The organism is Haloarcula rara (assembly GCF_029338235.1).
Taxonomy (GTDB): Archaea; Halobacteriota; Halobacteria; order Halobacteriales; family Haloarculaceae; genus Haloarcula; species Haloarcula rara.
In genome coordinates this window covers 2,269,890-2,294,824 of record NZ_CP119785.1, presented here as the reverse complement: position 1 = coordinate 2,294,824, position 24,935 = coordinate 2,269,890, and the positions used below count along the sequence as shown (strand labels likewise).

Here is a 24,935-nt window from a genome sequence, read left to right as displayed (position 1 = left end):
TATTTCGGCCCGTTTCACGGTACTAGACGGCTCCTTGCCAACCTTTCACAACCTATTTAGAGCCGTCGAGAGATTTTATATCGCGATCTAAGGCCGTTTTTGCTGATAATACACAGTACATACTGCTCGGGAGGTCTCAAGAGACTATGGACCGAGCAGCGAGATGGTCACATCGCCGTCAACTTCGGGGAGCCTGACAGCGTCGACGACGTGGTCGAGCACTGCCGCCCGCCAGTCCTCGACCTGCTGTTCGTGGTACTCGCGGTGGCAGTCGACCGAGTATTCAAGCTCCTCGTGCGAACGGAGTTCGTCGGCCGTCTCGTCCGGCGTCGGATACGCCGGCGCGTCCTCGTCGAGGAGCGTCTGTGGCGAGATATGGACCGTCTCCTCGGTGTCGTCGTCCGTCTGAACCACGTGCAGTCGCGCGCGCATCCGGCCGCTGAACGGCGGGGTGACACGCAGCACGGTCGCTGGCCCACCGCGAGCGTGGGCTTCCATCGCCGCGAGCAGGTCCTCCGCGCTGATAGCGAGGGACCGGAGCACCGACGGGTCGGGAGTCATCGACGACACGTACGTGGGCGCGATACAAAGCGCCGACGAAACGACTGAGACGGTCGGTTGTAGTCTCTTGCCGGTATCGTCGGCCACGTGCAACGATAACCGGAAAACAGCTACAACCGACCGTCTCACATCCGTTCGCTGTAGTCCCAGGAGTGGAGCCGGTCCGGTTCGATACGGATGCAGACCTCCTCGCGGGACGGTGCGAGCAGTCGCTGTGCGAGGTCGCTGTCGGTCCCGCCGAGATACCGCTCGATGAGCGCCCGCAGGACCGCTTTCTCTTCGTCGGTCGTGACCGTCGACGTCCCGTTGCCCCTGACACCGCGATAGGGCGGGTCGTTCGTCGACACCTCGAAGGAGACGTCGGGGTCGTGGTCCAGATACGAGACGACGTCCGCGTCTGCGGCCGTCGCACACTCGAAGGCGCCGTTCTGGTAGCGATACCACAGCGACAGCATCCAGAGGTCACCGCGGGGCCGCCGACAGCCAAGTCGCAGGGGGGCCGTCTGGGCCTCAAGGAACGCGGCGAGGTCCTCGCGTGACCACACACCAGTGACGGAAACCATCCCATAGTCGTAGCAGTTGCTGGGGTATCTATGCTGGGGTGGTACCGACCTGAAAAATCAGCGTTGATAATACCGAGGGTGGATTTATCATGGAGGCTAGTCAAAGTGGCGTAGCGTGAACGCGGTTACTGACTGGAGGTGAAAGGGTGCAAACGACAGCAACAGAGGAGATTACGGCTCTCGTCGTCGACGACGAACGAGACGTGGCCGAGCTCTACACGGCGTGGCTCGCGACCGAACACGAGGTTCGGAGTGCCCACGACGGGCGCGAGGCGCTGGAACTGGTCGACGGCGCCGACGTGGTGTTTCTGGACCGGCAGATGCCGGAGATGTCCGGCGACGAAGTGCTCGAAGAGATCGAAGCGCGCGGACTCGACTGCCGCGTGGTGATGGTCACGGCAGTCGACCCCGATTTCGATATCATCGAGATGCCCTTCGACGACTATCTGACGAAACCGGTGGGTCGGAGCGACCTGCTGGAGATGGTCGAGACGATGCTGACGCGGGACTCCTACGACGAACAGCTACAGGAGTACTTCGCCATGGCCTCGAAGAAGGCCACCCTCGAGGCGGAGAAGAACCCCGTCGAACTCGACGCCCACGAAGAGTACCACGAGGTGAGCGAGCGCGTCGACGCCCTGCGCGAGGAGGCCGACGCCGCCGTCACCGAACTCGACGACTTCGAGTCGGCGTTCCGGGATTTTCCCAGCGGGTAACCCTACTGGGTCGCGCCCAGCTCCACGGGTCGCTGCGCTCACGGCTGCGCCGTTCGATTTCGAGGCGCGTGGCGCCTCGCTCTCCCCGCTTTGCCTCGAGGATGCCCTCGCTTCGCTCAGGCATCCTCGCCGACCACGTCCTGGTCGGTCGGGCCCTGTCCGTCGTAGGACTTGACGAGCTCGTCTAGCCGCGCCGCGTCCTCGGCGCCGGGTAACTGCCGCGTCGCGGTCTCACAGTCGGCGTCGACGCCCAGTTTCGCACAGACCCGGTCGGTCGCCGCCTCGGCCATCTGCCGGTAGGTCGTGAGCTTCCCGCCGACGACGCTTGTCATGTTCTCGACGCCGTCCTCGGCGTGGTCGAGCGCGAAGAACCCCCGCGAGATACCCCGGCGATTGCCGTCGCCCTCGTCGGGCGCGTACAGCGGTCTGACGCCCCACCACTCCCGGACGACCGGGGCGTCGGCGACCGGCGGCAGCATCTCGGCACACTCCGCGATTGATTTCTCGACTTCCCACTCGGCCTCCTCGTACTCGTCGGGGTCCGAGACGGGGACGCTCGTCGTCCCCAGCACCGCCTGCTTCTCGTGGGGCACGACGATGTCGCCGTCGTCGGGGTCCCGACAGCGGTTCAACACCGGACCCAGCCGGTCGTACTCGACGGAGACCATCACGCCGCGAGAGGGGGCCATCTCCACGTCGAGGCCGGCCATAGCAGCTACCTTGCCGCCCCAGGCCCCGGCAGCGTTGACGACGTAGTCGGGCTCGACAGTGTCGTCGACGGTCCCGCCCAGGCGAGCGCCGGTCACGTGGCCGTCCTCGACGGTCAGCTCCTCGAGCGGGCCGTGCGGGTAAATCGTCGCGCCGTGGGCCTCGGCGTCGGCGGCGTTGGCCGCACAGAGCCGCGACGGGTAGATGGCCCCGTCGGGGACCCACATCGCGCGTTCGACGGCCGCCGAGAGGTCGGGGACCCGCTCGCGGGCCTCGTCGCCGTCCATCACCTCGGTCTCGATACCGATCTCCTCGCAGGCGGCCCGTTTCTCGTCGAAGTAGTCCGGGTCGTCCCCGGCGAGTTGGACGAACAACCCACCCGTATCGCGGATGCACTCGCCGGCTATCTCGCGGAGTATCCGGTTCTCCGCGATACACTCCTCGGCGCCCACACGGTCGGCCTCGGCGTAGCGGGCGCCGCTGTGGAGCAGCCCGTGTGAGCGCCCAGAGGTGCCACTGGAGATGCCACCGCGCTCGGCGAGCGTTACGTCGACCCCGCGCAAGGCGAGGTCGCGTGCGATGCCAGTGCCCGTCGCACCGCCGCCGACGACCAGAACCGTGGTAGTGGTTGCCATCGCACCATATTGGTTTCTGTACTTATGTGGTTGACGGCGAATTCACACTTTCACGAGCACTTTGATGGCCTCGCGCTCGTCCATCGCCTGATACCCCTCGGGCACGCCGTCGAGATCGACAGTCTTCGTGAAGATTGGCGAGGGGTCGAGCGTCCCCTGCAACACGTCGGCGAGCAAGTCCTCCGCGTAGGCCCGCACCGGCGCCACGCCGCCCCGGAGCGTTCGGTTCTGGCGGAAGAGTCCGAAGACGTCCAGTCCCGACTCGTCGACGCCGTGGGGGACACCGACGTAGCCGACGGTCCCACCGGGCCGACAGACCTCGATGGCGGTGTCCATCGCCGACGCGGCACCCACGCACTCGAGGACGTGATTTGCGCCGCCGTCGGTGAGTTCCGTCGCGCGCTCGAGGGCTTCCTCGCCGCGGGCGGAAACGGTCTCCGTCGCGCCGAACTGCTCGGCCACGTCGAGGCGGTCCTCGTGGTGGCCCATCGAGACGATGCGCTCTGCGCCCAGCCGCCGAGCCGCCAGCACGCCACACAGCCCGACGGCGCCGTCACCGACGACGATACAGGTGTCGCCCTCGCCCACGCCCGCGCTCACGGCCGCGTGATGGCCCGTGGCCAGCACGTCGGTCAGGGGGAGCACCGACCGCAGTGTGTCCTCGTCGTCGGCGTACCGGTCGGGCACCCTGACGAGCGTCCCGTCGGCGTGGGTCGACCGGATGTACTCCCCCTGACAGCCGCCGTTCTCGCCGCCCCAGGAGTCACCGTTGACACAGGAGGTGTGCAAGCCTTTCCGGCAGAACTCGCAGTACCCACAGCTGATGAGGAACGGGGCGAAGACGCGGTCGCCCGGTTCGACCGAGGTGACCGCCCCGCCCACCTCCTCGACGATACCCATCGGTTCGTGGCCGACCCGGGAGCCCTCCTCGCGGTCGCTCTCGCCGCGGTAGAACCACAGGTCCGAGCCACAGATGGCCGTGTGCGTGACTCGGACGATAGCGTCGGTCGGTGCGTCGATGGTGGGCCGGGGGACCTCCTCGACGGTGATGTCGCCGGGACCGTTGTAGATAGCTGCGCGCATAGCCCTCCTTGGACTGGCCGCTTGAAATTCGTTCGCCCCACAGCGGTAAGTTGCTCCATGCGAATGCTTCCGCTATGGACGCGCGAGCCACCATCCACGAGTACTACGACTCGCTACGACACGGGGCACCACTCGATACCTTCTTCGCGGACGACCGGCCAGACGACGACGCCATCGTGAAGTGTGGCGTCTCAGAGCGGCTGGTCGGCTCCGACACCGTCCAGGCGGGGCTGCGCGACCAGACCGCCTCGACGAGCGACTGGACCGTCGACAGCCGGGACCTGCGTGTCACCCAGCGCGACGCCGTCGCCTGGTTCAGCGACGACGTGGGCCTTGCCTGGACGGAAGCGGGCGAACGGTACGAGTTCGACACCCGATGGAGCGGCACCCTCGAACACCGCAGCGGGGACTGGTCGTTCGTCGGGATGCACGTCAGCGTCGCGACGGAGCTGTAGCGGCCCCCGGCGGGTACAGTTATGTCGACCCTGCACCGGAGCCAGTCGCTTGGCTCCCGTGTCAGGCGGCCGGTGCCGACACCGGACGTAGCGAGCTGGACCACAGCTGCTCCGGAACCTGTAGTAGGATGCATCTACTTGCAGCGTATCACTGTCTACAGCTGTCGAACTGGTACGTACATCGTGCGTAACTAATCGGTAGCAACGGCGACGCCAGACATATGTCAGATGAGATGGGCGTGAACCAGATGAACCGGCGTGACGTCCTTCGCAGCGGTGCAGTCGCGGGTGGGGGACTGCTAGCGAGCGTCTTTGCGGGCGGGAGTGTCACTGCGCAAGCTAGCGACGATCAGACCACTGTCCAGGGCTACATCAGCCACTCGTCGTACCGAAAGGTCACGGGCGCCGAGGACGTCGACTGCGTCCCGAACGTCGAGGGGTGGGGTGACACGTTCTACGTCGAGCGAGTGGCCGAAGACGGTGACGGCGAGACCGGCGTCTCCGTCGAAGTACCCGACTCGTCGGCGGGCGGTGGGGCGACCGAACGGTACGAGGCCTACACCGCGGCTGCGGACGAACAGGTCGGGCTCGCCGGGGGCCCCAGCGGCCACGGCCCCTGGCAAGAGTCCTGTGGGACCTGGGTGTTCGTCGGGGACGAGGAGACACTGGAGACGGACAGCGTCTATCGCGTGTCGACGGAGTCCACCAGCGGGCCAGCAGCGGCCGACTACGAGGGCGTCACCGCGACCGACAGCGACGGCGACGAGATCGGCTCGCCGATGGACCTCGTGGAGGTCACCCTCGAAGAAGTCCCCCCGGCGGAACGGTGGTCACAGGTCGGGACGCTCATCAGAGGTGGACTGGACGCCGGCTTCGGCGCGGCCGCGGCGATGGACGGTGACACGGCGGTCGTGGGCGCCGACGGAGCGGCCGCGGCGTACGTCTACACCCTCACCGACGACGGCTGGGTCATGGAGGCGAAACTCGGTGACGAGGTGGACGTCATCGGGAACGACGTGGCCATCAGCGGCGAGACCGTGCTCGTCGACGCGCCCAACGACGCGGTCGAACAGAACGACTCGGTGTGTGTCTTCACCCGGTCGGAGGACCGCTGGGAGAGACAGGCGACGCTGGCGCCCGACGACCTCGAGGCCGACGACGGGTTCGCCAGCGCGTTCGACATCGACGGCGACACGGTCGTCGTGGGTGCGCCGGAGGCCGACGGGACCAGCGAGGACAGCGACGGAATCGTCTACGTCTTCACCCGCTCGGACGAGAGCTGGAGCCAGCAGTCGAAACTCGAAGACGAGCGGACCGACGTGGAAGACACCGCCGGCGGGCTGGGCCATGACGTGGCGATAGACGGCGGTACCGTCGTCGCCGGCGCCCCGTTCACCATCGGCTACGACCGCGGCTACAGCGACGTCGGCGGCGCGTTCGTCTTCACCCGCTCGGACGATAGCTGGAGCCAGCAGGCGTTCCTCCGGAGCGACGACGCCATGGGCGGTGACCGGCAGGGCCAGTCGGTGGCCATCGAAGCCGATACCGCCGTCGTCGCGAGCCACAACGCACACAAAGACGACGTCTCCGGTGGCGACGCCGGCGCCGCGTGGGTCTACAGCCGCGACGGCTCGAACTGGCGTCAGCGGGCGAAACTCACCCCTGACGACTGGGCGCCCCGCGGCTGGTTCGGCTACTCGATATCGCTCGACGGCGACCGTCTGCTCGTCGGCTCGGACGTCTACGACGGGCTGGGCAGCGACGCCCAGGGCGCGGCCTACATCTTCACCCGCTCGGGAACCGACTGGAGCCAGCTGGCGAAGCTCACCGCCGACGACGGCGAGCCCTACGACAAGTTCGGCTCCGACGTCGCGCTTTCCGGCGACGCCGCGTTCATCTGTGCCGAGGACGGCCAGGGCGGAAGCGCCGCACGGTCGGGGACGGCGTACCTCTTCCAGCGGTGAGTCACGGCGTGGCCTCCCCACGGTCGCGTGAACTCTCTCGGGTTCGCCGCCCACTGCCCCCCATTGTGAGAGCCCTCGCTCGCCGGCATGGGCGCCTGAACTGGCGGGTGTGACCGACGCCGCCGTTTAATTCGGCCGTTTGGCATCGATTTTATGCCTCCGCGCTATCACGCAACGGTATGGCAGACCGACAGACACGGCGACAGGTCGTTTCGCTTCTGGCCGGGGCCGCGTCGGTGGGACTGGCCGGCTGTTCCAGCACCCCGGAGTCCGAAGCGACCAGGTCCTCCGGAGACCCGACGACGACCGCCACGAGGGTCGGCACGGAGTCGACACCGACCGCTGCGGAGACCGGCACGGAGTCGACACCGACCGCTACAGAGACCGACAAGGAGCCGACAGCGACGCCGGAGCAGACACCGACCGAGGAACAGGGCACGCCCACCACCGACCCACGACCGGCGGTCGATTCGTATCTGGCACCGGCGGGCAACTACGACGGAACTATCGTAGACGCGCGCGGGCGGTCCCAGATCACCGTCGGGGTCGGCGTCGAAGCCAACGGCGGCCCATACGGCTTCGGGCCGCCCGCGGTCCACGTCGACAACGGCGCCACGGTCCAGTGGGAGTGGACCGGCGAGGGCGGCGCCCACACCGTCGTCTCAGCCGACGACGGCCCGCTGGACTCCGGGGATGCAGTCGCTGAGCCGGGCGTCAACTACTCGTATACGTTCGAGGAAGACGGCATCTACAACTACCACTGTACGCCCCACGAGGGGCTCGCCATGAAGGGGTCGATAATCGTCGGCGACGACTATCCGACGACCGACTAGGCGGTTTGCGAATGCCCGGGAAGGGCTCCGAACCACGGAAAGAGCAAGCTCTTTCCTGCTCTCGGCTCGATACGCTCGCCGAGACCCTACGGGTTCGTCGCCACTGGGGCATTTCACGGCGTCACGACTCGCTGTCGCTCGTCGTTCCTTGGAAAATGCCCGGGGAGGGCTCCGAACCCTCGATCTCCGCATAACCCAGGTCCGGGGTGTGACGAGCACCCCACGGGTCATGCCGGTGTGGTACCGCATGAGTCGTGTGACCCTATGAGTGCGGCGCTATGTCCAGCTAAGCCACCCGGGCTCAAGTGCACTCGGTGCTTTGCCACTCGCCGTATTGAAGGTTCTCATCTCCCCGGAGACTGTGGCGCCCTCACACGGTCGGGGGATTTAAGCCACCGCGCTGGTATGCACCCTGCATGGATATTCCAGACCTCGTCCGGCAGGAGCTCGGGGACGAGGAGATCCAGGCCGGCGTCACCCTCGGCGACGAGGACGCGGTCTGTTTCACGTCGACACGAACGCTCGTCTACCGTGGCGAAGGCCTGCTGAGCGACGAGAAGGTAGAGGCCTACCCCTTCGACTTCGAACGACTGACCGTCTCGGAGGGGCGCCGAAAGACCAAGTTCACGCTCGTTTACACCGACGGGAAGCGGGACTTCGGCGTCCCCGGGAGCCGCACCGATGCCGTCCTCGAACGGCTCATCGAGGGCACGCTGCGAGCCTCGAACGCCATCGACGCCGAAGAGCAGGTCACCGGCGTCTTCCGCTTTAGCGAACTCACGCTCGTGATTACGGAGGGACGGCTGCTCAAACACATCGGTAGCGTCACCTGGGACAACGACTTCGAGTCCTACCCGTTCGACGCCGTCACGGGCCTTGACTTCGAGGAGGGGTCGGTCGCGACGGCCATCGTCCTCGCCGTCGAGGACCGCCCCGAACGAATCAAAGCGCCAAGCGACCAGGCCCCCGCGGTCCGCAAGACGCTCCAAGAGGCTCTCTTTGCGTTCCACGAGGTATCGTCGCTTTCCGACCTCAACGCGAAAGTGGCGACCGACGCCGAGGACGAACCCGACGACGGCGGCGGGCTGGGACTGGAGAGCGGCATCGACCCGCTGGTGAGCGACGACGACGATGACGAGGGTGACGGTGACGAGACGGCGACTGCACCGGCCCAGACGACGGCGTCGTCCGAGCCGAGCACCCAGACCGTCGCTCCCGCTCCCGACAGCGCCGACGACGGCGGCGACATCGCCGCCCTCGAACAGCAGGTCGCCGACCTCACGACGGCCATCGAACGCCAGCACGAGCGCATCGAGGCCCAGGAAGAGACCATCCAGACGCTAATCGAGGAACTACGGCAGGGTCGCTAAACAGTCAGGATACCGTTCGCCGGTTCGCTCTCGAGGTCTTCCTCCGGTCGGGACCTCGCTACTGCTCGCGGCTCCGCCGCTCGCACGTTCGGAGGACTCTCCCGTCGGTCGAGTCCTCCTACTCCACGGGTCGCTCCGCTCCCCGTTCCGTCGAGGTCACTCACTTCGTTCGTGACCTCGCTACTCTCTCCCCAGCACTTTCCGAATACACGTCGAGCCGAAGGGCCCGAGCTCGCCGCCATCGAACTGGACGAAGTGGCCGGTGCTGATTGCGGCGCCACAGCGCTCACAAGAGAAGTCGCCCTCCCGGACCACCACGTCGGCGTCGAAGCTGACGTAGGTGCCACCCGAGGTGGGACGGACGAGGCCGTCCTCGCGGTCGATGACGCCGCGCATCGCCGCGGTGTCGAGAATCTCGCGCTGGACGCCGGGGTTCGTGGTGACCGTCTCGATGCGGTCTATCGCCTCGGCGACCGACAGCGACTCCTGTTCCAGATGGGCAAGCAGTTCGACCCCGAGTTCCACGGGGTCGTGCGCGTCGTCGGGCACACCAGCCCCGACGAGTGCGACCGGATTAATCCTTACCGCCGGTCGAGGGTGTGAGAGCGGTCTCCCCAGTGTCAACGACTTGCAACTCGCCACCGTCCGACAAGCAGCCGATAATGACGATTGTCCATTTATAGAACTATATATAGTGATTGACGATGAAATCTCCAGACTTTTCGTGACATACATTTCAATATTCGGACAAGATTTATACGTGTCTGGTCCCTCCGTTCGAGTGCAATGACTTACACACCACTCAGCCAGTCGGTCGAGATGTACCAGACGACGGAGCTGAGCCTCTCTCAGATAGCGGCACGAGCAGGCGTCGACGAAAGCGAACTCGCCGCCGAACTGCGCTCCCGAGGCATCAGCCTCCGACCCGAAGACCAGGGCGCCGTCGGGACAACGACACGTAACTAACACCGGACGCAGCCGGCTTTTTATACAGACTCCCCGCTGACGCCCACCACAAGAGGTTTGACGGCCCGCACCACTCACACGTGTAGATGGACAGTCTCGCGAAGCGACAGCTGTTGGGGTCGGCCGCCCTCGTCGTCGCCGTCGCCGCCGTCGCCGCCGTCTTCTCCCCGGCTCGACTCATCGGGGAGGCCATGCATCTCGCCGACCACCCGGTATATCTCGCGGGCGTCATCGTCACGCTGTATCTCGTCCGCCCCTTCTTCGCGTGGCCGACGATGCCGCTCTCGGCCTTCGTCGGCTTCGTGCTGGGCATCGGCTACGGGATTCCGGTGGCGCTGATGGGCGCGCTGGTGACCTGTCTCATCCCCTACCGCTTTGCCGAACGGGCGGGCGAGCAGGGCGGGATGTTCGGCTGGCTGGGCGAGTCCGGCCAGCGCATCATCGAAGTGACCGGCGAGACGCGCGGTGTCCTGGCAGCCAGACTCTCGCCGGTGCCGGCCGACCCCGTCTCCTACGGCGCCGGCTTCGCGGGCGTCTCGACGCGAGCGTTCGTCGTCGGCACGTTCGTCGGCGAGATTCCGTGGGTCGTCGTCGAGGTCATCGCCGGCGCGTCGATGCGGTCGCTGACACTGGAAGGGCTCTCTATCGAAGCGTTGCCCCAGCTGCTGGTCTTGCTTGGCTCGCTCTCGGTACTCGTGCTGGCCGGTCCGACGTACCGACACTTCAGCGGTCGGCCCGACTCGTCGTGAACTCGAAGCGGGCGCCCCCGGACTCGCTCTCGGTCACCCGCACCGACCACCCGTGGGCGGTCGCGATATCCTCGACGATAGCGAGACCGAAACCGGTCCCGGCTTTGGCCGTGGTGTAGCCCCGTTCGAACACTTTCTCGCGGTTCTCCGGCGGGATACCGGGGCCGTCGTCGGCCACGTAGAACCCGGTTATGGCGTCGCTACCTGCCGACATCGTCCCCACGGTCACCGTCAGATCCGCCATGGAAGCGTCCTCGGGTGGCCGCCTGGAGATGGAGTCGTACGTCGGTCTGTGGCGGGCCGTCTCCTGTTCCGCGCCATCTCTCGGCCGACCGTGTTCCACGCTGTCCTGCCGAGCCTGCGAGGCAGGGCTCGTCGAGTGGTTCGAAAATTCCTCTTGGGAATTTTCGTCATCACGAGAGACGGCTTTGCCGTCTCTCGAACGACCATGCTCGACGCTGTTGCGAAACAGGTTCTCCAGAAGCTCCTGCAGCCGGTCCGGGTCGGCGTCGACGGTCGCGGTATCGACTAGTTCGAGGGTCGCTCCCACGGTGTCGACGCTCGCCCACGCCTCCTCGGCGGCCGTCGCGACGTCTATCCGCTCGACGCTCCCGACGGCATCGCCCTGGCGGGCGAGCGTCAGCAGGTCCTCGATGAGCTGTTCCATCCGGTCGGCGGCCCCGGCAGCGGCGTCCAGGTGACTGACGTCACCGGTCTCCAGGGCCAGCGAGAGCCGCCCCTGGACGACGTTGAGCGGGTTCCGGAGGTCGTGGCTGACGACGGAGGCGAACTCCGAGAGGCGCTCCTCACGGGCCTTTCGCTCGTGGATGTCACGGATGACGCCGGCGGTGCCCGCAAAGTCGCCCTCGCTCGGGAGCAAGGCGAGGTTGTTCTCCGACGGGATACGCTCGCCCCACTTCGTCACCACGTCCATCTCCAGTGTGCCGCTGTCGGTGTCGGGGTCCGCGAGCAGGTCCTGAATGAGCTGGTCGCCCCGCGCGAGGTCCTCGTCGGTCATAATGGTCCCGATGTGCTCACCGACCAGTTCGTCGGGCGTGTAGCCGGTCATCGGCTCGATGGCCTCGTTGACGAACGTGAAGGCGCCGTCCTCGTCGAGGGCGTAGACGGGGTCGCCGACGGCCTCGACGATGGTCTCGTAGCGCCCCAGTTCCCGGTCGCGCTGCTTCCGGTCGGTGACGTCGCGCATCACCCCGACCGAGCCGGCGAACTCGCCGTCGACGTCGACCAGCGGCGCGACCTTGTTCTCGGTGACAGTCCGGTTCCCGTCGGCGTCGATAGTTCGCATCTCGACGGTCTTCCACGTCCGCTCGGGCGAGCCAAGCAGGTCGGTGAGCACGTCTGTCCCTCGCTCGACGTCCTCGGGCGGGATGAACCGCTCGGGGTCGCTACCGACGATATCGGCGCGCTCGTACCCCAGGTGGGCGACCATGGCGTCGTTGGCCATCTGTATCTCCCCGTCGGCGTCGAGGATGTACATCGGGTCGCCGACGTTCTCGACGAGGGTCCGGTACTGTTCGAGCGTCCGTTCGCGCTCGCGCTGTTCGGTGATGTCGCGAGCGATACCGGCGACGCCGAGCAGGTCGCCGCTCCCGTCCTCGATGAGCGAGCCCCGGAACTCGTGGCGGATGCGCTCGCCGTCGGCCGTCACCAGCGGCGCCTCGAAGGTGGCCTGCCCGGTCTGGACGGTCCGCTCGATTGTCTCGCTGACCGCCTCGTGGAACTCCGGCGGGATGAGGTCAAAGGCCGTCATCGTCGAGAGCTCCTCGTCGCTGTAGCCAAGCACCGCAGTCGTAGTGTCGTTCCAGCGCAGTAGCTCGCCGTCGAGGTTGATGAGATAGAACACGTCGTCGAGCGTGTCGACGAGGTTCTCCGTGAACTCCCGCTCCCGTTCCAGTTCTCGTTCGCGTTCCTTCCGGGCGGTTATGTCGGTGATGAACCCCTCCAGCACCTCGACGCCGTCGTCGCTGTCGACGGACCCGGCGGGTCCGTCTTCCCTCGAGGTCGAAGCCCTCGCCCTCCCGACGACCCGCCCCCGTTCCCACAGCCACCGGTGTTCGCCCTCGGCCGTCGTGACCCGGTAGCTCACCTCGAACGGTTCCCCGGCTCTGATGCTCGCTTCGACCTGCGGGTTGATACGGTCTGCGTCCGACTCGTCGATGAGCGAGCCCCACACCACGTCGCCGGACTCGATGGCCTCGGCGTCGTAGCCGACCAGGTCGGCGGCGCCGTCGCTGACGAATTCCATCGGCCAGCCGGGCTCGTTGCGCGCCCGGTACACCATCCCCGGCAGGTTCGAGATGAGCGTCGAGAGCTGCCGTTCTGACTCCTGGAGGGCCGACTTGGCCCGGGTCTCGCCGACTGCCCGTCTGATACGGTTCGCCAGCACGGTGTACTGGTCGGTGCCGACGTCCTTCTGGAGGTACTCCGTGACCCCCGCGCTGATGGCGTCGCTCGCTATCTCTTCGTTGCCCTTCCCGGTAAAGAGGATGAAGGGGAGTTCCTCGAACTCCTCGCGGACAGCCTTCAGGAACACCAGGCCGTCCATCCCCGGCATATCGTGGTCGCTAACGACACAATCTATGGGGTCGGTGCGGAGTCGGTCCAGCCCGTCCTGGGCCGAAAACTCGTTGACCACGTCCAGGCCCTCGTCCGCCCGTTCGAGGTGCATGGCGGCGACCTCCGCGAACTCCCGTTCGTCGTCGACGTGGAGCACGCGGATATCGCCCTCACTACTCATTGCCACATACTATGTTTCCATCCCTATAAATCCGCCAGCAGCCGGAGTGTGGCGACTGCCACAGGGCCGTGGCCGGTCGTCGGGTTCTCGTAGATTCGTTCCGCTATCTGCCGGCTCCGGGGTCGGCATACGCCGGGAACTCGCTACGGAAGTCCGTCTCAGTAGAACGTATCGGCGCAGTCGTAGACGACGCCGTGTTCCGGGCAGACGTACTTGCAGTGTCGATGGTACATCGACCGGTCACACAGCGGGCAGGGCCGGCCGGCGTCGTCGCTCATACGACGGCGAACGGGCCACCCCCATATCCCTCTTTGGGACGAAATTGGAACAGTGTTGGAAAAATACCTTTTGAGACGGTTTGCCAAGCCCTAGCCGTGAACGACGCGCTGCTCGACAGTCGCGGCGGGCAACTGCTGGTCGGTCTCGCCGCCGGGGCCGCCGGCGTCGCCGGCTCCTACGCCGCGACCGGCTACACGCCGACGTTCGTCGCCTCGCCTATCGAGCGGACGCTCTCGCGGACGATGCCGGGAGAGGTCGTCACGGTCGCCATCACCTATCTGGGCAGCCTCGGCCAGCAGCTGAACCTGGCCACGGCCCTCGCCCTGACCTGGCTCCTGTTTACTGCGGGCATCACCGCCGCCGTCCTCGCCGGCCGCGAGACCAACAACCGCCTGCTCCCGACCGTCGGGACGGCGGTGGTCACCTGGCTCGTCACCGCCGCCGTCACCCGGACGCTCGTCCCCGCAGTGGGGCCGGTCGTCCCGGCAGTCGCCGTCGTCGCGCTCGCCCAGGCGTTCGACGCCTATCGAGGCAGTACGGACCCGATATCCTCGAAACGCCGACAGGCCCTCTCGACGGTCGGGGTCGCGCTGGGCGCCACCGCAGTCGGTGTCAGTGTCGGCCAGCGACAGCGTTCGATGGGCGAGACGGCCCCGCCGCTGGACGCCGAGGGCGTGGACAACGAGGACCTCCAGGCGAAACTCGACACCGCCGAGGGCAACTCCTTCGATATCGACGGCATCGAGCCGCTCGTGAGCGAGAACTTCTTCGAGGTCGACATCAACTCCATCGACCCCAACCCGACGGCCGAGGACTACACCCTCTCGATAACGGGCGCCGTCGAGTCCGAGGCAAGCTTCAGCTACGAGGACCTCAAGCAGATGGACGCCGTGAACCAGTTCTCGACGCTTCGCTGTGTCGGCGACCAGCTAAACGGCGACAAGATAGACACCGCCCTCTGGACCGGCGTCCCGCTCCGGCGTCTCGTCGAGGAGGCCGGCCCCCAGAGCGACTGTGACTGTGTGTTTCTCAAGGCCGAAGACGGCTACGAGGTGGAGTTCCCCCTGGAGGCGTTCGACCGCGGGCTGGCCGTCTACGGCATGAACGGCAATCTGTTGCCCCGGGGCCACGGCTACCCCGTCCGCGCCGTGATTCCGGGCCACTGGGGCGAGGTCAACACGAAGTGGCTCACGGAGATCGAGTTCCTGAACCGCGAGGTCGACGGCTACTGGGAACAGCGCGGCTGGGAGGGGACCGGCTCGGTCAAACCCACCGCGACACTGAAACACGACACAATGCTCGACGACGACCAGCGCCAGCTCGCCGGCCACGCCTACGGCGGCCTCCGAGGGGTCTCGACGGTCGAGGTGTCGACCGACGGCGGCTCGTCGTGGTCCGAGGCGACCCTCTCGGACCCGCTGCCCGCCGCCGACGGCGACGGCCCCGCAGCAGATGCCTGGCGCCAGTGGCAGTACAGCTACGACCCGCCCGGCTCGACGCATACGGTCGTGGTCCGGATGGTCGACCGCGACGGGAACGTCCAGACGAGCGAGGAGACCGACCCCGCACCGACCGGGCCCTCGGGATGGGTCTCGAAGGAGTTCGAGTCGTAAGACTAGCCAAGTCCACGTTCCAGTGTTTCAAGGACACGCTGCCACGAGTCGACATCCGCCTCGGCGTATCCCGCTGGTCTTCCACCCATCGCAAAGGAAAATCGCGGGAAGACCGGGGTGGACTCACGCCCCCTGACAGGGAGATACGGCACCAGGATACTGTGGCCGGCGTCGGGATAGACGACGTGGTCGTGGAAATGGTCGTACTCCTGTCCTTCGAGTCGCTCGACGGCTTTCGCACCGAGTTCGTCAGAGGGCCACATGGCGTCGTCGCCCCCAGCCAGCGACAGCACCGGTCCACCGATGTTCTCGACTGGAACCGTCGCGGCCTCGACTGTGTCGGCGTCGGCATCCGCCAGGCCACCACGGTACGTTATCTCGATGGGGACCGGTTTCCCGCGGAGCACGTGCCAGAGTGCAGCGAGATAGTACCGCCGCTTGAACCGGTAGTCGACGTGCGGAATCGGGTCACCGTCGGCCACCCACGCTGGACCGCTGTTGCCATTGAAGGAGATGCCCTCGAACAGCACACCGCTTGGAACGTAGCCGACGACGGTCCGGACCGAACTCACTCGTGCGCCCAGCAGGTAGGCGAGTTCGCTCCCCCGCGAGGTACCGACCACTCCAACCGGTACCGACTGGACGCGGTCGTGGTCGCGGAACCACTCGATAGCCCCTTGTGTATACTCGATAGGTACCTCGATGAGCTCTTCGGGGAGGTGTTCGTCATCGCGGTCGGAGTCCGTGCTGCCGGCCCGCTGGAAGTACGCGAGCGCCAGTACGGCGTACCCTTGCGACGCCAGCAGTTTGGCACGCGGCCCCGCGGGGACGCCACCGCCTGACCCGCCCAGCACGACGACACCCGGATGCGGGCCGTCACCCGACGGGAGATACAGGTCACCGACGAATTCCTCGTGCTCGTCTTCGACGGTGAGAGTGTCTACCTGCGAATCGAGCGCTCGGCGCTGGACGAACGACTCGGCGACTGTATCGCCGTTACGCTCGGCCCGCACTGTGAGCCGGTGACTGTCCGCAATCGCGCCCGGGCCGTCGTCCGCCCGTTCGACCAGTTCGGCGAACTCGACAAGCCCCATCGGGCGGACACCCTCGTAGTCGCCCGCGACTGGCGCCTGTTCGGTCAGGTCGATGTGGCCGCTCTCGTCCGTCTCGAACGTCGCCTCCCCGCGAAACTGACCCCAGAGCACCTCGAACTCGGCGACCAGCCTGACACGTTCGCCGGGCTCGAAGCCTGTACCGCGGATAGTGAGTTCCTCGTCGAGGAGTGGTGACTCCGGAGAGACCGAAATGGTGGGACCCATAACTGTCGTTCAAACTGGGTCATGGATTAAAATTCCGCGTTCTGTCTGGAGGAAATCTTCGGCGACCGTCGACACAACAGTTGCGACGAGTGGTCTGTCGTCCGGAACCAGTAACACCCATCCGCCTCGACACCAATCGGAGCGTATGCCCAGAGAGATAACGGGCGAGGTCATCCACGTCGTCGAACCCGACGAACACGACGACTACGAACTCGACGGGACCGTGGCTGAACTCGCCGACTCGCGGTATCTCCTCGTCTGCCGGGAGGGCGGCGTGCCCTCGTTCTTCGAGCGGCTAGTCGCCTTCTTCAAACGCGACCCCATCACGCCGGTGACCCTCGTCTCGGACGAGGGGGCCGAGGAAGGCGCCGAAATCGAGGCGACGGTCGATTTCACGACTGTGGACGGCGTCTACGAGGTCATCGAAATAGAGTAGAACGCGGGCGGTGAAAGGTGGCTCCGGTGTCACACGCTCCAGGTGGCCGCGGCGGTAGTTGTTGTCGCTACGTCAGCACTCGGACCAGCCACAGGACTCGCAGGTCTTGCAGCCTTCCGAGTAGTACAGCGACATCGAGCTACACTCGGGACACTCCGGGCTCTCGCCGGCGTCGATGAGGTCCTGCTGGGCGCTGTCAGTGCCCGCATCAGCCTGCGGGCCAGCGTCGGTCTGGACGTTGGCGTCGACGCTCGCGTCGCCGGCCTGTGGCCCGCCATCGGTCTGGTGGGAGGCGGACTGCTCGCGGGCCTCCTCCTCTTCGGCGGTCTCTTCGAGGGTGACCTGCTGCGGGTAGGCCTTGTCGACGTCGCCGTCGAGGTAGCGACGCAGGGCCGTGCCGATGGCGTCCGGGATGGACTGAATCTGCTCGCCCTTGTCCCAGGCGACCTTCGGCGACCGGATACCCTGTAGCTCGTCGGCAATCTCCTCGGGGTCGACGCCCGAACGGAGCGCCGTCGAGATGGTCTTTGCCAGCGCCTCGGTGAAGGAGGCGGTAAAGCCACCGGAGTTGCCGATGTTGGCGAACAGCTCGAACGGTCGCTCGGCCTCGGGGTCCTCGTTGATGTTGACGTAGAGTTTCCCGTAGCCGGTGTCGATGCGCTGGGTGACGCCGTGGAGCACGTCGGGACGCGAGCGCTTGCGGGCGAACTCGCTCTGTTCGCCGTCGGCGACCGACAGCATCCCCTCGACGGAGTCCTCCAGTGCGGCCTGGACCGCGTCGTCCTCGAGGAAGCCCTCGATACCGCCGAACATATCTTCCAGCTGGGCGACCAGTTCCTCGGTGTCCATGTCCGAGAACTCGGTGTTCTGGGCACGGGTGGTCAGCACCTGCTTGCTTCGGGTGCCGTCGCGGTAGTAGGTGACGCCCTTCCCGCCGTGGTCGTAGATGTACTGGAACACCTCGGCGGCGTCCTCGATAGTCGAGTCGTTCGGGGCGTTGACGGTCTTCGAGATAGCGGAGTCGACGCCCTCCTGGCAGGCGACCTGGATGCCGGCGTGGTCACGCGCCGAGAGGTCGCCGGTGGTGACGAACAGCTCGCCGATGGCGTCCGGGACGGTGGTCAGCCCGTCGACGCCGTCGAACTCGTTGTTGGCCATCTGCTCCTGGGCCTCTTCCTTGACGGCCTCGACGTCGATGTCGTTCTCCTCCAGAGCCCGGAGGAAGTAGTCGTCGAACTCGACGAGCATCTCGTCGCCCTGGACGTCGTCGGAGACGTTTTTGTAGTAGGCGACGTTGTAGATGGGCTCACACCCGCCGGTGGTGTTGCCAATCATCGACGTGGTGCCGGTGGGCGCGATGGTCGTCGTGTTGTGGTTCCGGATGGGGAAGCCTTCGGCCCAGTCGTCGGCGTCCTCGCCGGTCTGTTTCTCGAACCACTCGCGGTACTCCGTCGGGTTCGCGTACTTGGAGTTGTCCCACTCCTCGAAGACGCCGCGGTCCTCAGCGAGTTCGCGGCTGGCTTTCTTCGAGCCGTGGTTGATGTGGCGCATCACCTGACGGGCGATCTCGTTGGCCTCGGGCGAGCCGTACTCGACGCCGAGCTGGATGTACAGCTGGGCCAGTCCCATGATACCCAGGCCGATTTTCCGCATCTCGCGGACCTTCTGCTCTATCTTCTCGACCGGGAAGTCAGACATCGTGACGACGTTCTCGAGGAAGCGGGTCCCGAGCTCGATGCGGTGGTCGAGCTCCGCCATGTCCAGCGCTTCGTCGAGGAACGCCGAGATGGCTTCCTCCTGGGAGTCGTACTCGTCGGCGTGCTCGTCGGCCCAGACGCGGTAGTCCGGGGCGTCGAACGAGGCGAGCGTCGAGAGGTTGATGTGGCCGAGGTTACAGGCCTCGTACTCCTCCAGGGGCTGCTCGCCACAGGGGTTGGTGGCGAGAATCTGGTGGTCGGGGTGTTCCTCGACGTCGAAGGAGTGCTCCTTGTTCACCCGCTCGAGGTAGATGACGCCCGGTTCGCCGTTCTCGTGGGCGCCCTGGACGATGCGCTCGAAGAGCTTCTCGGCGGGAATGGAGAGCTCCTCGCCGACCTCGACGTGCTCGCCGAGGTCGAACATCGAGTACAGCTCCTTGGTCTCGGCGGTGGCGATGTGGGGCTCTTCGGTGCGCGGGTTGGTGAAGGTGAACTCCTCGCCGTTCTTGTAGGCCTCCATGAAGTCGTCGGTGATACCCACCGAGATGTTGAAATTCGAGAGGTGGCCCTCGACGGCGTTGCGGAGGTGTTTGGGAACCTTGCCCTCGTCGTCGATGAGTTCGCGGGCCTCTTCGAGCGCTTCGGCGAAGGAGTTGTGCGTGAAGTCGTCGGGGTCGTTCAGGCGCAGGGTCTCGGCCAGGGAGACGTCCTTGTTCTTGGCGTGGATGAACTGGATGACGTCCGGGTGCGAGACACGCATGACACCCATCTGGGCGCCACGGCGGGCACCGCCCTGGGCGATGGTCTCACACATCTGGTCGTAGGTCCGCATGAACGTGATGGGCCCGGAGGCGATGCCGCCGGTCGAGCCGACGGGGTCGCCGTACGGGCGCAGTTTCCAGAACGCATAGCCCATCCCGCCACCGGACTGGAACACCTGGGCGGCCTCCTTGGCGGTCTGGTGGATGTCGTCGATGTCGTCGGCCGGCGAGTCGACGAAACACGCGGAGAGCTGCTGGAGCTCGTCGCCGGCGTTCATCAGCGTCGGCGAGTTCGGCATGAAGGACAGCGACTCCATCTGGTCCTTGAAGGAGTCGGCGGTCTCCTCGACGTGGTCCCGGACGGCGTCGGGCAGCTCCGGGACGACGGTGTCGTAGGCGAACTTGTTGACGTTGTACACCGACAGCGTCGTCTCGGCGTCGTCCTGAGCGGTCGTTCCCTTGCCGAAGACTTCGGCAGCGAGCTCGTCCCGGCGCGGGTGGTCGGGTTTGAGCTGGTCGGGCGTGACCGCGATTTCGAGGTCCTGCTTGCCGGCCTCGAAAACGGCCTCGGCAAGGGCGATGTTCTTCGCGACGCGCTCGAAGAGGTCCTCGGGGTCTTCGACGAGGTCTCCGTTCGAGTCCTTGCGGAGGTAACGTGCGGGCAGGATGTTGTGGTAGGCGTTTCCTGTCAGCCGGTCTTCGAGGGTGTCCCCCTCGGTGCGCTTGATGGGTAGCGTGAGGTCGTCGGCGGTGAGCTCCGCGTCACTCATCCGTCGTCCTCCCCACTGTTGCGACCCGCTGGCGGCCGATGTTCCGTTGTGATGTGTTCCGAGTTCCGGTCATTTCTGGCGGCGAATAGGTATTCATGGATGCGGTATAACGCTTGCTTTCTCAGTTTCGTGTCAGGTTCCGTAGTTATCAGATAGACGATGCTACGGTGGTTGTGAGCGATGCCGACGGCACGGTACGGACTGCTCGTGTACGAGCACTAGCAACGGCGATAACTTCTTAATGGTGAGTAGACCGCAGTGAAAGTGAAATCGGAACCCCACTAACCGCCTGATAGGAGCGAGAAATCCAGTAGAAACGAGCGGGGGTTTCAGGTGGAGATTGTCGGCGACTGGGCCCCGATATAGACGGCCACAATCCGCGTCAGACGTGACGCCGTCCGGCGATTATTGGAGCATACCACCGCCGTCTTGCGATGCGCCCCAGCAGCGGCGGGCAACAACTCGCTAGACGGCGTGAGCGTGGGGAGTCGGAGCACGCCATCTCAAGTTCGTTTCAACCAGCTGAACGTTGATGCTACCGCTGTCGAAGCCACGAAGTATTTGTGTCCGCTGTGTGTCATAGAACGTATGTTCGCCCTATTGCAACTCGGTGGGTTCGGCACACTCGAGTCACTGCTCGTCGGACTCGTCCTGATCGCCGTCGTCCTGCTCGTCGGCCGCCTGGTGATGAAAATCGCGTGGCGGCTCGTCATCATCGGCATCATCGTCGTCTCGGTGCTGTGGCTGTTGAGCCTGCTCGGCTTCGGCGTGCTCTAGAGCCCGGCGAGGAAGTTCTCGATGACGTCGTGACCGACGGCCGTCAGCACGGACTCGGGGTGGAACTGGACGGCCTCGATGGGGTACTCGCGGTGGCGGACGCCCATCACCAGCTCGGTCCCCTCCTCCGTTGTCGTCGTGGCCGACACCTCGAACACCTCGGGCACTTCGGTCGCGACCAGCGAGTGGTAGCGCCCGCCTTGTAACCCCTGTTCCAGCCCGGCGAAGACGCCCTCGCCGTCGTGGTCGATGGGGAACGCTTTCCCGTGGATTGGCTCGGGTGCGCGGCCCACGGTGCCGCCGTAGGCGTAGACAGCCGCTTCCAGGCCCAGACAGACGCCCAGCGTCGGCGTGTCGGGGCTTATCTCGCGGAGCACATCCATCGTCACGCCCACGTCGCGGTCGTTCTTCGGGTGGCCCGGCCCCGGCGAGATGACGATGGCGTCGGGGTCAAAGGCCCGCACGTCCGCCAGGGAGGCCGTGTTCCGGACGACCTCGGTCTCGGCGTGCTCGGAGACGTACTCGACGAGATTGTAGGTAAAGGAGTCGAAGTTGTCGATGAAGAGGACGCGGGGCTGGTCCCCCGTCGTCTCACTCGCAGCGTCGGCGCTCATCGCTCCACCTCCGCGCCGCCAGCGGTGGGTTCAACCGCCTCGCCCTCGCGCTCGATGCGCTCGACGGCCGCCAGCACGCCGTCCATCTTCTGTTCGGTCTCGACGTACTCGCTCTCTGGGTCCGAATCCGCGACGATACCGGCACCGGCCTGGACAGTGATGCGGTCGTGGCTCCCGGTGCCGTCGGGCAGTGAAACGCCTTCCTCGACCGTCGCCGAGCGGATGACAATGGCGAAGTCGGTGTCACCGCCCCAGTCGAAGTAGCCGACGCCACCGCCGTAGGGTCCCCTTGGCGAGCGCTCCAGCTCGTCGATTATCTCCATCGCGCGAATCTTGGGCGCCCCCGAAAGGGTCCCGGCCGGGAACGTCGCGCGCGCGGCGTCGAAGGCGTCTTTCTCCGGCGCCAGCGTCCCCGTCACCGTGGACTCGATGTGCTGGACGTGGCTGTACTTGAGGACGTTCATGAACTCCTCGACCCGAACGGAGCCGGCCTCGGCGACCCGCCGGACGTCGTTGCGCGCCAGGTCGACGAGCATCGTGTGTTCGGCCCGCTCTTTCCCGTCGGCGAGCATCTCGCCGGCGAGCCGTCGGTCCTCGACGGGCGAGTTCCCTCGTGGGCACGTGCCCGCGATGGGGTTCGAGACCACGCGGTCGCCGGCCACCGAGACCAGCGTCTCCGGGCTCGCGCCGACGATGCTCAGGTCGTCGTGGCCGAGCAGATACATGTACGGCGAGGGGTTGACCTCCCGCAGCGCCGCGTACAGCCCCAGCGGGTCGACATCGCCGTACAGCTCCCGAGTCCGGGAGATGACGCCCTGGTAGATGTCCCCCGAGAGGACGTACTCCTTGGCCGTCCTGACGGCGTCCTCGTACTCGTCTCTCGGCCCGGCCACCTCGGCCTCGCGAGTGAAGCCGCCGGTCGAGAGCGTCTCGGCCGTCGAGAGGGCCGTCTCGACACGGTCGGCCTCCGCCACTAGCTCGTCGTAGCGCTCGCCGGCGTCCTCGTCGGCGCGGACGACCGGCGTGAACACGAGTTCGACCCGCTCCTCGGCGTGGTCAAAGCGCAGCGTCGAGGTGGTCAGGACGAACTGCGCGTCCGGGAACCGGGAGTCGGGTCGCTCCATCCCGACCTCGTCGAGCCAGAGGTCGTAAACGGCGTCGTAGGCCAGAAAGCCCACCAGCCCGCCGTCGAGATGCTGGCGGTCCATCTCGGGGAACCCGCGCAGTTCGACGTCGGGCATCGCCGCCCGGAGGTCGTCGACGACGTCGCCGCCGTCGGTGGCCACGAGGTCGGCGTAGCGGTCGTCGAAGACCTCGACCTCGCTTTCCTCGCCGGTGACGGTGACGAGCGCTCGCGGGTCGTAGCCGACGAAGGAAAAGCGGGCGTGGCGGTCGTCCGTCTCGGGGGCGAAGGCCCCGTCCGGGTCGCTGGAGGCGACCTTCTCTGCGCTCTCCAGCAGGAAGGTGTAGTCGCTCTCGGTGGCGTCGCTCGTTCGCCCCGAGAGCGCGGCGTAGGCCGACAGCGGTTCGAGGTCGACGTCGAGGTCGGCCGCGGCCCGGACCACGACCGGTCGGTCTGTCTCGGCGTGCTCGAGGAACTCCTCGCGGGAGATATCGAGGGTCACGCCGATACCTCCCCGTCGGTGTTCGCCGCGTTCGCGACGAAGCGCCGGACCGCGTCGTGGTCTTTCACGCCGCCGCGTTCCTCGACCCCGCTCGCGGTGTCGACGGCGAACGGCTGGACAGTTCGAACGGCCTCGGCGACGTTGTCGGGCGTGAGCCCGCCGGCCAGAACCACGGGGACGTCGAGTGAGGCAACGACCTCGCGCGTGCGCTCCCAGTCGTGGGTCTCGCCGGTACCACCCGCACCCTCGTCGTCGACCGAGTCTACCAGCAGTGCGTCGGCGTGGTCGGCGTACTCGGCGATATCGTCGGCCTCGGCGTCGACAGCGGCGACTATCTGCTGGGTGACACGCCGGGCCAGCGCGCCCAGCTCCGCGGGTGCCAGCCCGTCGTGAATCTGTACGGTGTCGGGCTCGATCTCGTCGACACGCTTGACCGCCTCCTGGACCGTCGTCGGCATCGTCACCAGCACGCTCGTCACGAACGGGGGCACGCCGGCGACGAGTGACTCGGCGGTGTCCGCCCCGACTTCGCGGGGCGTCTCGACCGGGACGCCGTGGATGACACCGACGGCGTCCGCGCCGGCCGCGACGACGGCGTCTCGGTCCGCCTCCGCTGTCACGCCACAGATTTTCACGCGCGTCATTCCCCGATCAGGTCCTCCAGCTTCGCGGCGGCGTCGCCCGACTCGATGGCCTCTCGGGCGTGCTCGACGCCCGCCTCGTGGCTGTCGGCGACGCCGGCGACGTAGATGGCCGCGCCCGCGTTCGCGAGGATGATGTCCCGCTTGGCGCCGGTGACCTCACCGGAGACGATACCCCGGAGGTCCTCGGCGTTTGCCTCCGGCGAGCCGCCGGCGACGGCGCCGATGGCGTGCTGTTCCAGCCCCATGTCCGCCGGCGTGATGGTGTACTCCGAGATGGAGTCGCCGGTGACCTCCGCGACGGTGGTCTCGTCGTGGATAGCTATCTCGTCCAGCCCGCTCCCGTGGACGACGAGGGCCCGCTCGGTGTCCAGCCGGGCCAGCGCCTCGGCCAGGACGGGCACGAGGTCGGGGTCGTACACCCCGAGCACCTGCGCGTGGGCCCCGGCGGGGTTCGTCAGCGGCCCGAGGATGTTGAAGACGGTCCGCATCCCCAGTTCCTTGCGCGGGCCGATGACGGCCTTCATCGCCGGGTGGAAGACGGGCGCGAGCATGAACCCGATACCGTCCCGTTCGATGCGCTCCTCGACGGCCGGCGGTTCCGCGTCGACGTCGACCCCGGCGACCTCCAGCACGTCGGCGCTGCCCGACGACGAGGAGACCGAGTAGTTACCGTGTTTCGCGACGGGGACGCCCGCCCCCGCCGCGACGATGGCGCTCGTCGTCGAGACGTTGATGGTGTTGTAGTCGTCCCCGCCCGTCCCACAGGTGTCGACCAGCCCCTCGCGGTCGGGCTGGATGGTCCGGGCCGCGTCGCGCATCCCCTGGGCGAAGCCCGCGATTTCGGCCTCGGTCTCGCCCTTGGCCCGCAGCGCCGACAGCAGCGCCCCTATCTGGGCCTCGGTGGCGTCCTCGAAGACGAGCGTCGCGACCGCGCGTGCCTCGTCCTGTGTCAGGTCCTCGCCGTCAGTAACGCGCTCGATGTAATCCTGCATAGTGGTCACCAATGGTCTTTTTCGTGTTATAATGTACAAATCTGCAC

Annotated in this window: 22 protein-coding genes, 1 tRNA gene and 1 pseudogene; 10 read left to right on the top strand and 14 right to left on the bottom strand. The window is 66.5% G+C overall.

Going from position 1 to position 24,935, the window contains the following annotated elements:
- Positions 1-144 precede the first annotated feature (144 nt).
- On the bottom strand, positions 145-561 hold the full coding sequence (locus tag P1K32_RS12170) for a DUF8009 family protein (RefSeq protein ID WP_276249991.1): 417 nt from the start codon (positions 559-561) through the stop codon (positions 145-147).
- 125 nt (positions 562-686) lie between these two features.
- Entirely contained in the window at positions 687-1,124 is a 438-nt protein-coding gene (locus P1K32_RS12165; RefSeq protein ID WP_276249990.1) for a pyridoxamine 5'-phosphate oxidase family protein, read from the bottom strand.
- Positions 1,125-1,270: 146 nt separating this feature from the next.
- Here P1K32_RS12165 and P1K32_RS12160 point away from each other — a divergent pair, with 146 nt between their 5' ends.
- Positions 1,271-1,840, top strand: a complete 570-nt coding sequence (locus tag P1K32_RS12160; protein WP_276249989.1) for a response regulator transcription factor — start codon at positions 1,271-1,273, stop codon at positions 1,838-1,840.
- Positions 1,841-1,956: 116 nt separating this feature from the next.
- Here the strand turns inward: P1K32_RS12160 and P1K32_RS12155 are convergent, their stop codons facing one another.
- The gene (locus P1K32_RS12155; RefSeq protein WP_276249988.1) at positions 1,957-3,183 is read right to left on the bottom strand and encodes an FAD-dependent oxidoreductase; all 1,227 of its coding nucleotides are present in this window, start codon (positions 3,181-3,183) and stop codon (positions 1,957-1,959) included.
- A 42-nt stretch (positions 3,184-3,225) separates the two neighbouring features.
- A complete protein-coding gene (locus P1K32_RS12150) occupies positions 3,226-4,266 on the bottom strand; it encodes a zinc-dependent alcohol dehydrogenase family protein (RefSeq protein ID WP_276249987.1) in 1,041 nt (346 codons plus the stop codon).
- Positions 4,267-4,340: 74 nt separating this feature from the next.
- Between P1K32_RS12150 and P1K32_RS12145 the strand changes: the two genes are divergently transcribed.
- From P1K32_RS12145 to P1K32_RS12135, 3 genes and pseudogenes are all read left to right on the top strand, one after another.
- Positions 4,341-4,721, top strand: coding sequence for a nuclear transport factor 2 family protein (locus tag P1K32_RS12145; RefSeq protein ID WP_276249986.1), 381 nt, complete (start codon positions 4,341-4,343; stop codon positions 4,719-4,721).
- Positions 4,722-4,942: 221 nt separating this feature from the next.
- Positions 4,943-6,685, top strand: a complete 1,743-nt coding sequence (locus tag P1K32_RS12140) for an FG-GAP repeat protein (RefSeq protein WP_276249985.1) — start codon at positions 4,943-4,945, stop codon at positions 6,683-6,685.
- A gap of 416 nt (positions 6,686-7,101) precedes the next feature.
- Positions 7,102-7,509: pseudogene (locus P1K32_RS12135) on the top strand (halocyanin domain-containing protein); the annotation flags it as partial.
- 165 nt (positions 7,510-7,674) lie between these two features.
- Here the strand turns inward: P1K32_RS12135 and P1K32_RS12130 are convergent.
- Positions 7,675-7,819 (bottom strand) — tRNA-Met (locus P1K32_RS12130).
- Positions 7,820-7,934: 115 nt separating this feature from the next.
- On the opposite strand from P1K32_RS12130, the gene P1K32_RS12125 reads away from it, so the two are divergent.
- Positions 7,935-8,888 (top strand): DUF7115 domain-containing protein, encoded by a 954-nt coding sequence (locus tag P1K32_RS12125; protein WP_276249984.1) that lies wholly within the window; start codon positions 7,935-7,937, stop codon positions 8,886-8,888.
- A 180-nt stretch (positions 8,889-9,068) separates the two neighbouring features.
- Here P1K32_RS12125 and P1K32_RS12120 read toward each other — a convergent pair whose 3' ends face one another.
- The gene (locus tag P1K32_RS12120; RefSeq protein ID WP_276249983.1) at positions 9,069-9,437 is read right to left on the bottom strand and encodes a DUF5830 family protein; all 369 of its coding nucleotides are present in this window, start codon (positions 9,435-9,437) and stop codon (positions 9,069-9,071) included.
- Positions 9,438-9,674: 237 nt separating this feature from the next.
- On the opposite strand from P1K32_RS12120, the gene P1K32_RS12115 reads away from it, so the two are divergent.
- Together P1K32_RS12115 and P1K32_RS12110 are read left to right on the top strand one after the other, a co-directional pair.
- Positions 9,675-9,854, top strand: coding sequence for a DUF7317 family protein (locus P1K32_RS12115; protein WP_276249982.1), 180 nt, complete (start codon positions 9,675-9,677; stop codon positions 9,852-9,854).
- 86 nt (positions 9,855-9,940) lie between these two features.
- Complete coding sequence (locus tag P1K32_RS12110; protein ID WP_276249981.1) at positions 9,941-10,603, top strand: TVP38/TMEM64 family protein; 663 nt, start codon at positions 9,941-9,943, stop codon at positions 10,601-10,603.
- Here P1K32_RS12110 and P1K32_RS12105 read toward each other — a convergent pair.
- Both P1K32_RS12105 and P1K32_RS17690 read right to left on the bottom strand, forming a co-directional pair.
- Positions 10,578-13,361 carry a PAS domain S-box protein gene (locus P1K32_RS12105; protein WP_276249980.1) on the bottom strand — a complete coding sequence of 928 codons (2,784 nt, stop codon included), beginning with the start codon at positions 13,359-13,361 and terminating at the stop codon, positions 10,578-10,580. The genes P1K32_RS12110 and P1K32_RS12105 overlap by 26 nt on opposite strands.
- A gap of 158 nt (positions 13,362-13,519) precedes the next feature.
- Entirely contained in the window at positions 13,520-13,639 is a 120-nt protein-coding gene (locus P1K32_RS17690) for an HVO_2523 family zinc finger protein (protein WP_328763090.1), read from the bottom strand.
- A 96-nt stretch (positions 13,640-13,735) separates the two neighbouring features.
- Between P1K32_RS17690 and P1K32_RS12100 the strand changes: the two genes are divergently transcribed.
- On the top strand, positions 13,736-15,253 hold the full coding sequence (locus tag P1K32_RS12100; RefSeq protein ID WP_276249979.1) for a molybdopterin-dependent oxidoreductase: 1,518 nt from the start codon (positions 13,736-13,738) through the stop codon (positions 15,251-15,253).
- A gap of 2 nt (positions 15,254-15,255) precedes the next feature.
- On the opposite strand, the gene P1K32_RS12095 is transcribed toward P1K32_RS12100, so the two are convergent.
- A complete protein-coding gene (locus P1K32_RS12095; RefSeq protein WP_276249978.1) occupies positions 15,256-16,572 on the bottom strand; it encodes an acyl-CoA thioester hydrolase/BAAT C-terminal domain-containing protein in 1,317 nt (438 codons plus the stop codon).
- A gap of 145 nt (positions 16,573-16,717) precedes the next feature.
- On the opposite strand from P1K32_RS12095, the gene P1K32_RS12090 reads away from it, so the two are divergent.
- Positions 16,718-17,008, top strand: coding sequence for a DUF7526 family protein (locus tag P1K32_RS12090; protein ID WP_276249977.1), 291 nt, complete (start codon positions 16,718-16,720; stop codon positions 17,006-17,008).
- 72 nt (positions 17,009-17,080) lie between these two features.
- Here the strand turns inward: P1K32_RS12090 and P1K32_RS12085 are convergent, their stop codons facing one another.
- Positions 17,081-20,236, bottom strand: a complete 3,156-nt coding sequence (locus P1K32_RS12085; RefSeq protein WP_276249976.1) for an adenosylcobalamin-dependent ribonucleoside-diphosphate reductase — start codon at positions 20,234-20,236, stop codon at positions 17,081-17,083.
- A 588-nt stretch (positions 20,237-20,824) separates the two neighbouring features.
- Here P1K32_RS12085 and P1K32_RS12080 point away from each other — a divergent pair.
- On the top strand, positions 20,825-21,013 hold the full coding sequence (locus tag P1K32_RS12080; RefSeq protein ID WP_276249975.1) for a DUF8029 family protein: 189 nt from the start codon (positions 20,825-20,827) through the stop codon (positions 21,011-21,013).
- Here the strand turns inward: P1K32_RS12080 and trpG are convergent.
- The 4 genes from trpG to trpD are packed head-to-tail and all read right to left on the bottom strand — an operon-like array spanning position 21,010 to position 24,888.
- Positions 21,010-21,627, bottom strand: coding sequence for an anthranilate synthase component II (gene trpG / locus P1K32_RS12075; RefSeq protein WP_276249974.1), 618 nt, complete (start codon positions 21,625-21,627; stop codon positions 21,010-21,012). The two genes, P1K32_RS12080 and trpG, sit on opposite strands and share 4 nt — an antisense overlap.
- The gene (gene trpE, locus P1K32_RS12070; RefSeq protein WP_276249973.1) at positions 21,624-23,252 is read right to left on the bottom strand and encodes an anthranilate synthase component I; all 1,629 of its coding nucleotides are present in this window, start codon (positions 23,250-23,252) and stop codon (positions 21,624-21,626) included. Before trpE ends, trpG begins: the two co-directional genes overlap by 4 nt.
- Positions 23,249-23,896 carry a phosphoribosylanthranilate isomerase gene (locus P1K32_RS12065; RefSeq protein WP_276249972.1) on the bottom strand — a complete coding sequence of 216 codons (648 nt, stop codon included), beginning with the start codon at positions 23,894-23,896 and terminating at the stop codon, positions 23,249-23,251. The genes trpE and P1K32_RS12065 overlap by 4 nt, the downstream gene beginning before the upstream one ends.
- A complete protein-coding gene (gene trpD, locus P1K32_RS12060; protein WP_276249971.1) occupies positions 23,893-24,888 on the bottom strand; it encodes an anthranilate phosphoribosyltransferase in 996 nt (331 codons plus the stop codon). The genes P1K32_RS12065 and trpD overlap by 4 nt, the downstream gene beginning before the upstream one ends.
- Between the last annotated feature and the right edge of the window lie 47 nt (positions 24,889-24,935).

Coding starts and splice junctions, on each gene's coding strand:
- trpD (WP_276249971.1), bottom strand. CDS start 24,888: ATGCAGGATTACATCGAGCGCGTTACTGACGGCGAGGACCTGACACAG.
- P1K32_RS12170 (WP_276249991.1), bottom strand. CDS start 561: ATGACTCCCGACCCGTCGGTGCTCCGGTCCCTCGCTATCAGCGCGGAG.
- P1K32_RS17690 (WP_328763090.1), bottom strand. CDS start 13,639: ATGAGCGACGACGCCGGCCGGCCCTGCCCGCTGTGTGACCGGTCGATG.
- P1K32_RS12105 (WP_276249980.1), bottom strand. CDS start 13,361: ATGAGTAGTGAGGGCGATATCCGCGTGCTCCACGTCGACGACGAACGG.
- P1K32_RS12080 (WP_276249975.1), top strand. CDS start 20,825: ATGTTCGCCCTATTGCAACTCGGTGGGTTCGGCACACTCGAGTCACTG.
- P1K32_RS12145 (WP_276249986.1), top strand. CDS start 4,341: ATGGACGCGCGAGCCACCATCCACGAGTACTACGACTCGCTACGACAC.
- P1K32_RS12085 (WP_276249976.1), bottom strand. CDS start 20,236: ATGAGTGACGCGGAGCTCACCGCCGACGACCTCACGCTACCCATCAAG.
- P1K32_RS12115 (WP_276249982.1), top strand. CDS start 9,675: ATGACTTACACACCACTCAGCCAGTCGGTCGAGATGTACCAGACGACG.
- trpG (WP_276249974.1), bottom strand. CDS start 21,627: ATGAGCGCCGACGCTGCGAGTGAGACGACGGGGGACCAGCCCCGCGTC.
- P1K32_RS12140 (WP_276249985.1), top strand. CDS start 4,943: ATGTCAGATGAGATGGGCGTGAACCAGATGAACCGGCGTGACGTCCTT.
- P1K32_RS12125 (WP_276249984.1), top strand. CDS start 7,935: ATGGATATTCCAGACCTCGTCCGGCAGGAGCTCGGGGACGAGGAGATC.
- P1K32_RS12165 (WP_276249990.1), bottom strand. CDS start 1,124: ATGGTTTCCGTCACTGGTGTGTGGTCACGCGAGGACCTCGCCGCGTTC.
- P1K32_RS12090 (WP_276249977.1), top strand. CDS start 16,718: ATGCCCAGAGAGATAACGGGCGAGGTCATCCACGTCGTCGAACCCGAC.
- P1K32_RS12065 (WP_276249972.1), bottom strand. CDS start 23,896: ATGACGCGCGTGAAAATCTGTGGCGTGACAGCGGAGGCGGACCGAGAC.
- P1K32_RS12095 (WP_276249978.1), bottom strand. CDS start 16,572: ATGGGTCCCACCATTTCGGTCTCTCCGGAGTCACCACTCCTCGACGAG.
- P1K32_RS12155 (WP_276249988.1), bottom strand. CDS start 3,183: ATGGCAACCACTACCACGGTTCTGGTCGTCGGCGGCGGTGCGACGGGC.
- P1K32_RS12110 (WP_276249981.1), top strand. CDS start 9,941: ATGGACAGTCTCGCGAAGCGACAGCTGTTGGGGTCGGCCGCCCTCGTC.
- P1K32_RS12150 (WP_276249987.1), bottom strand. CDS start 4,266: ATGCGCGCAGCTATCTACAACGGTCCCGGCGACATCACCGTCGAGGAG.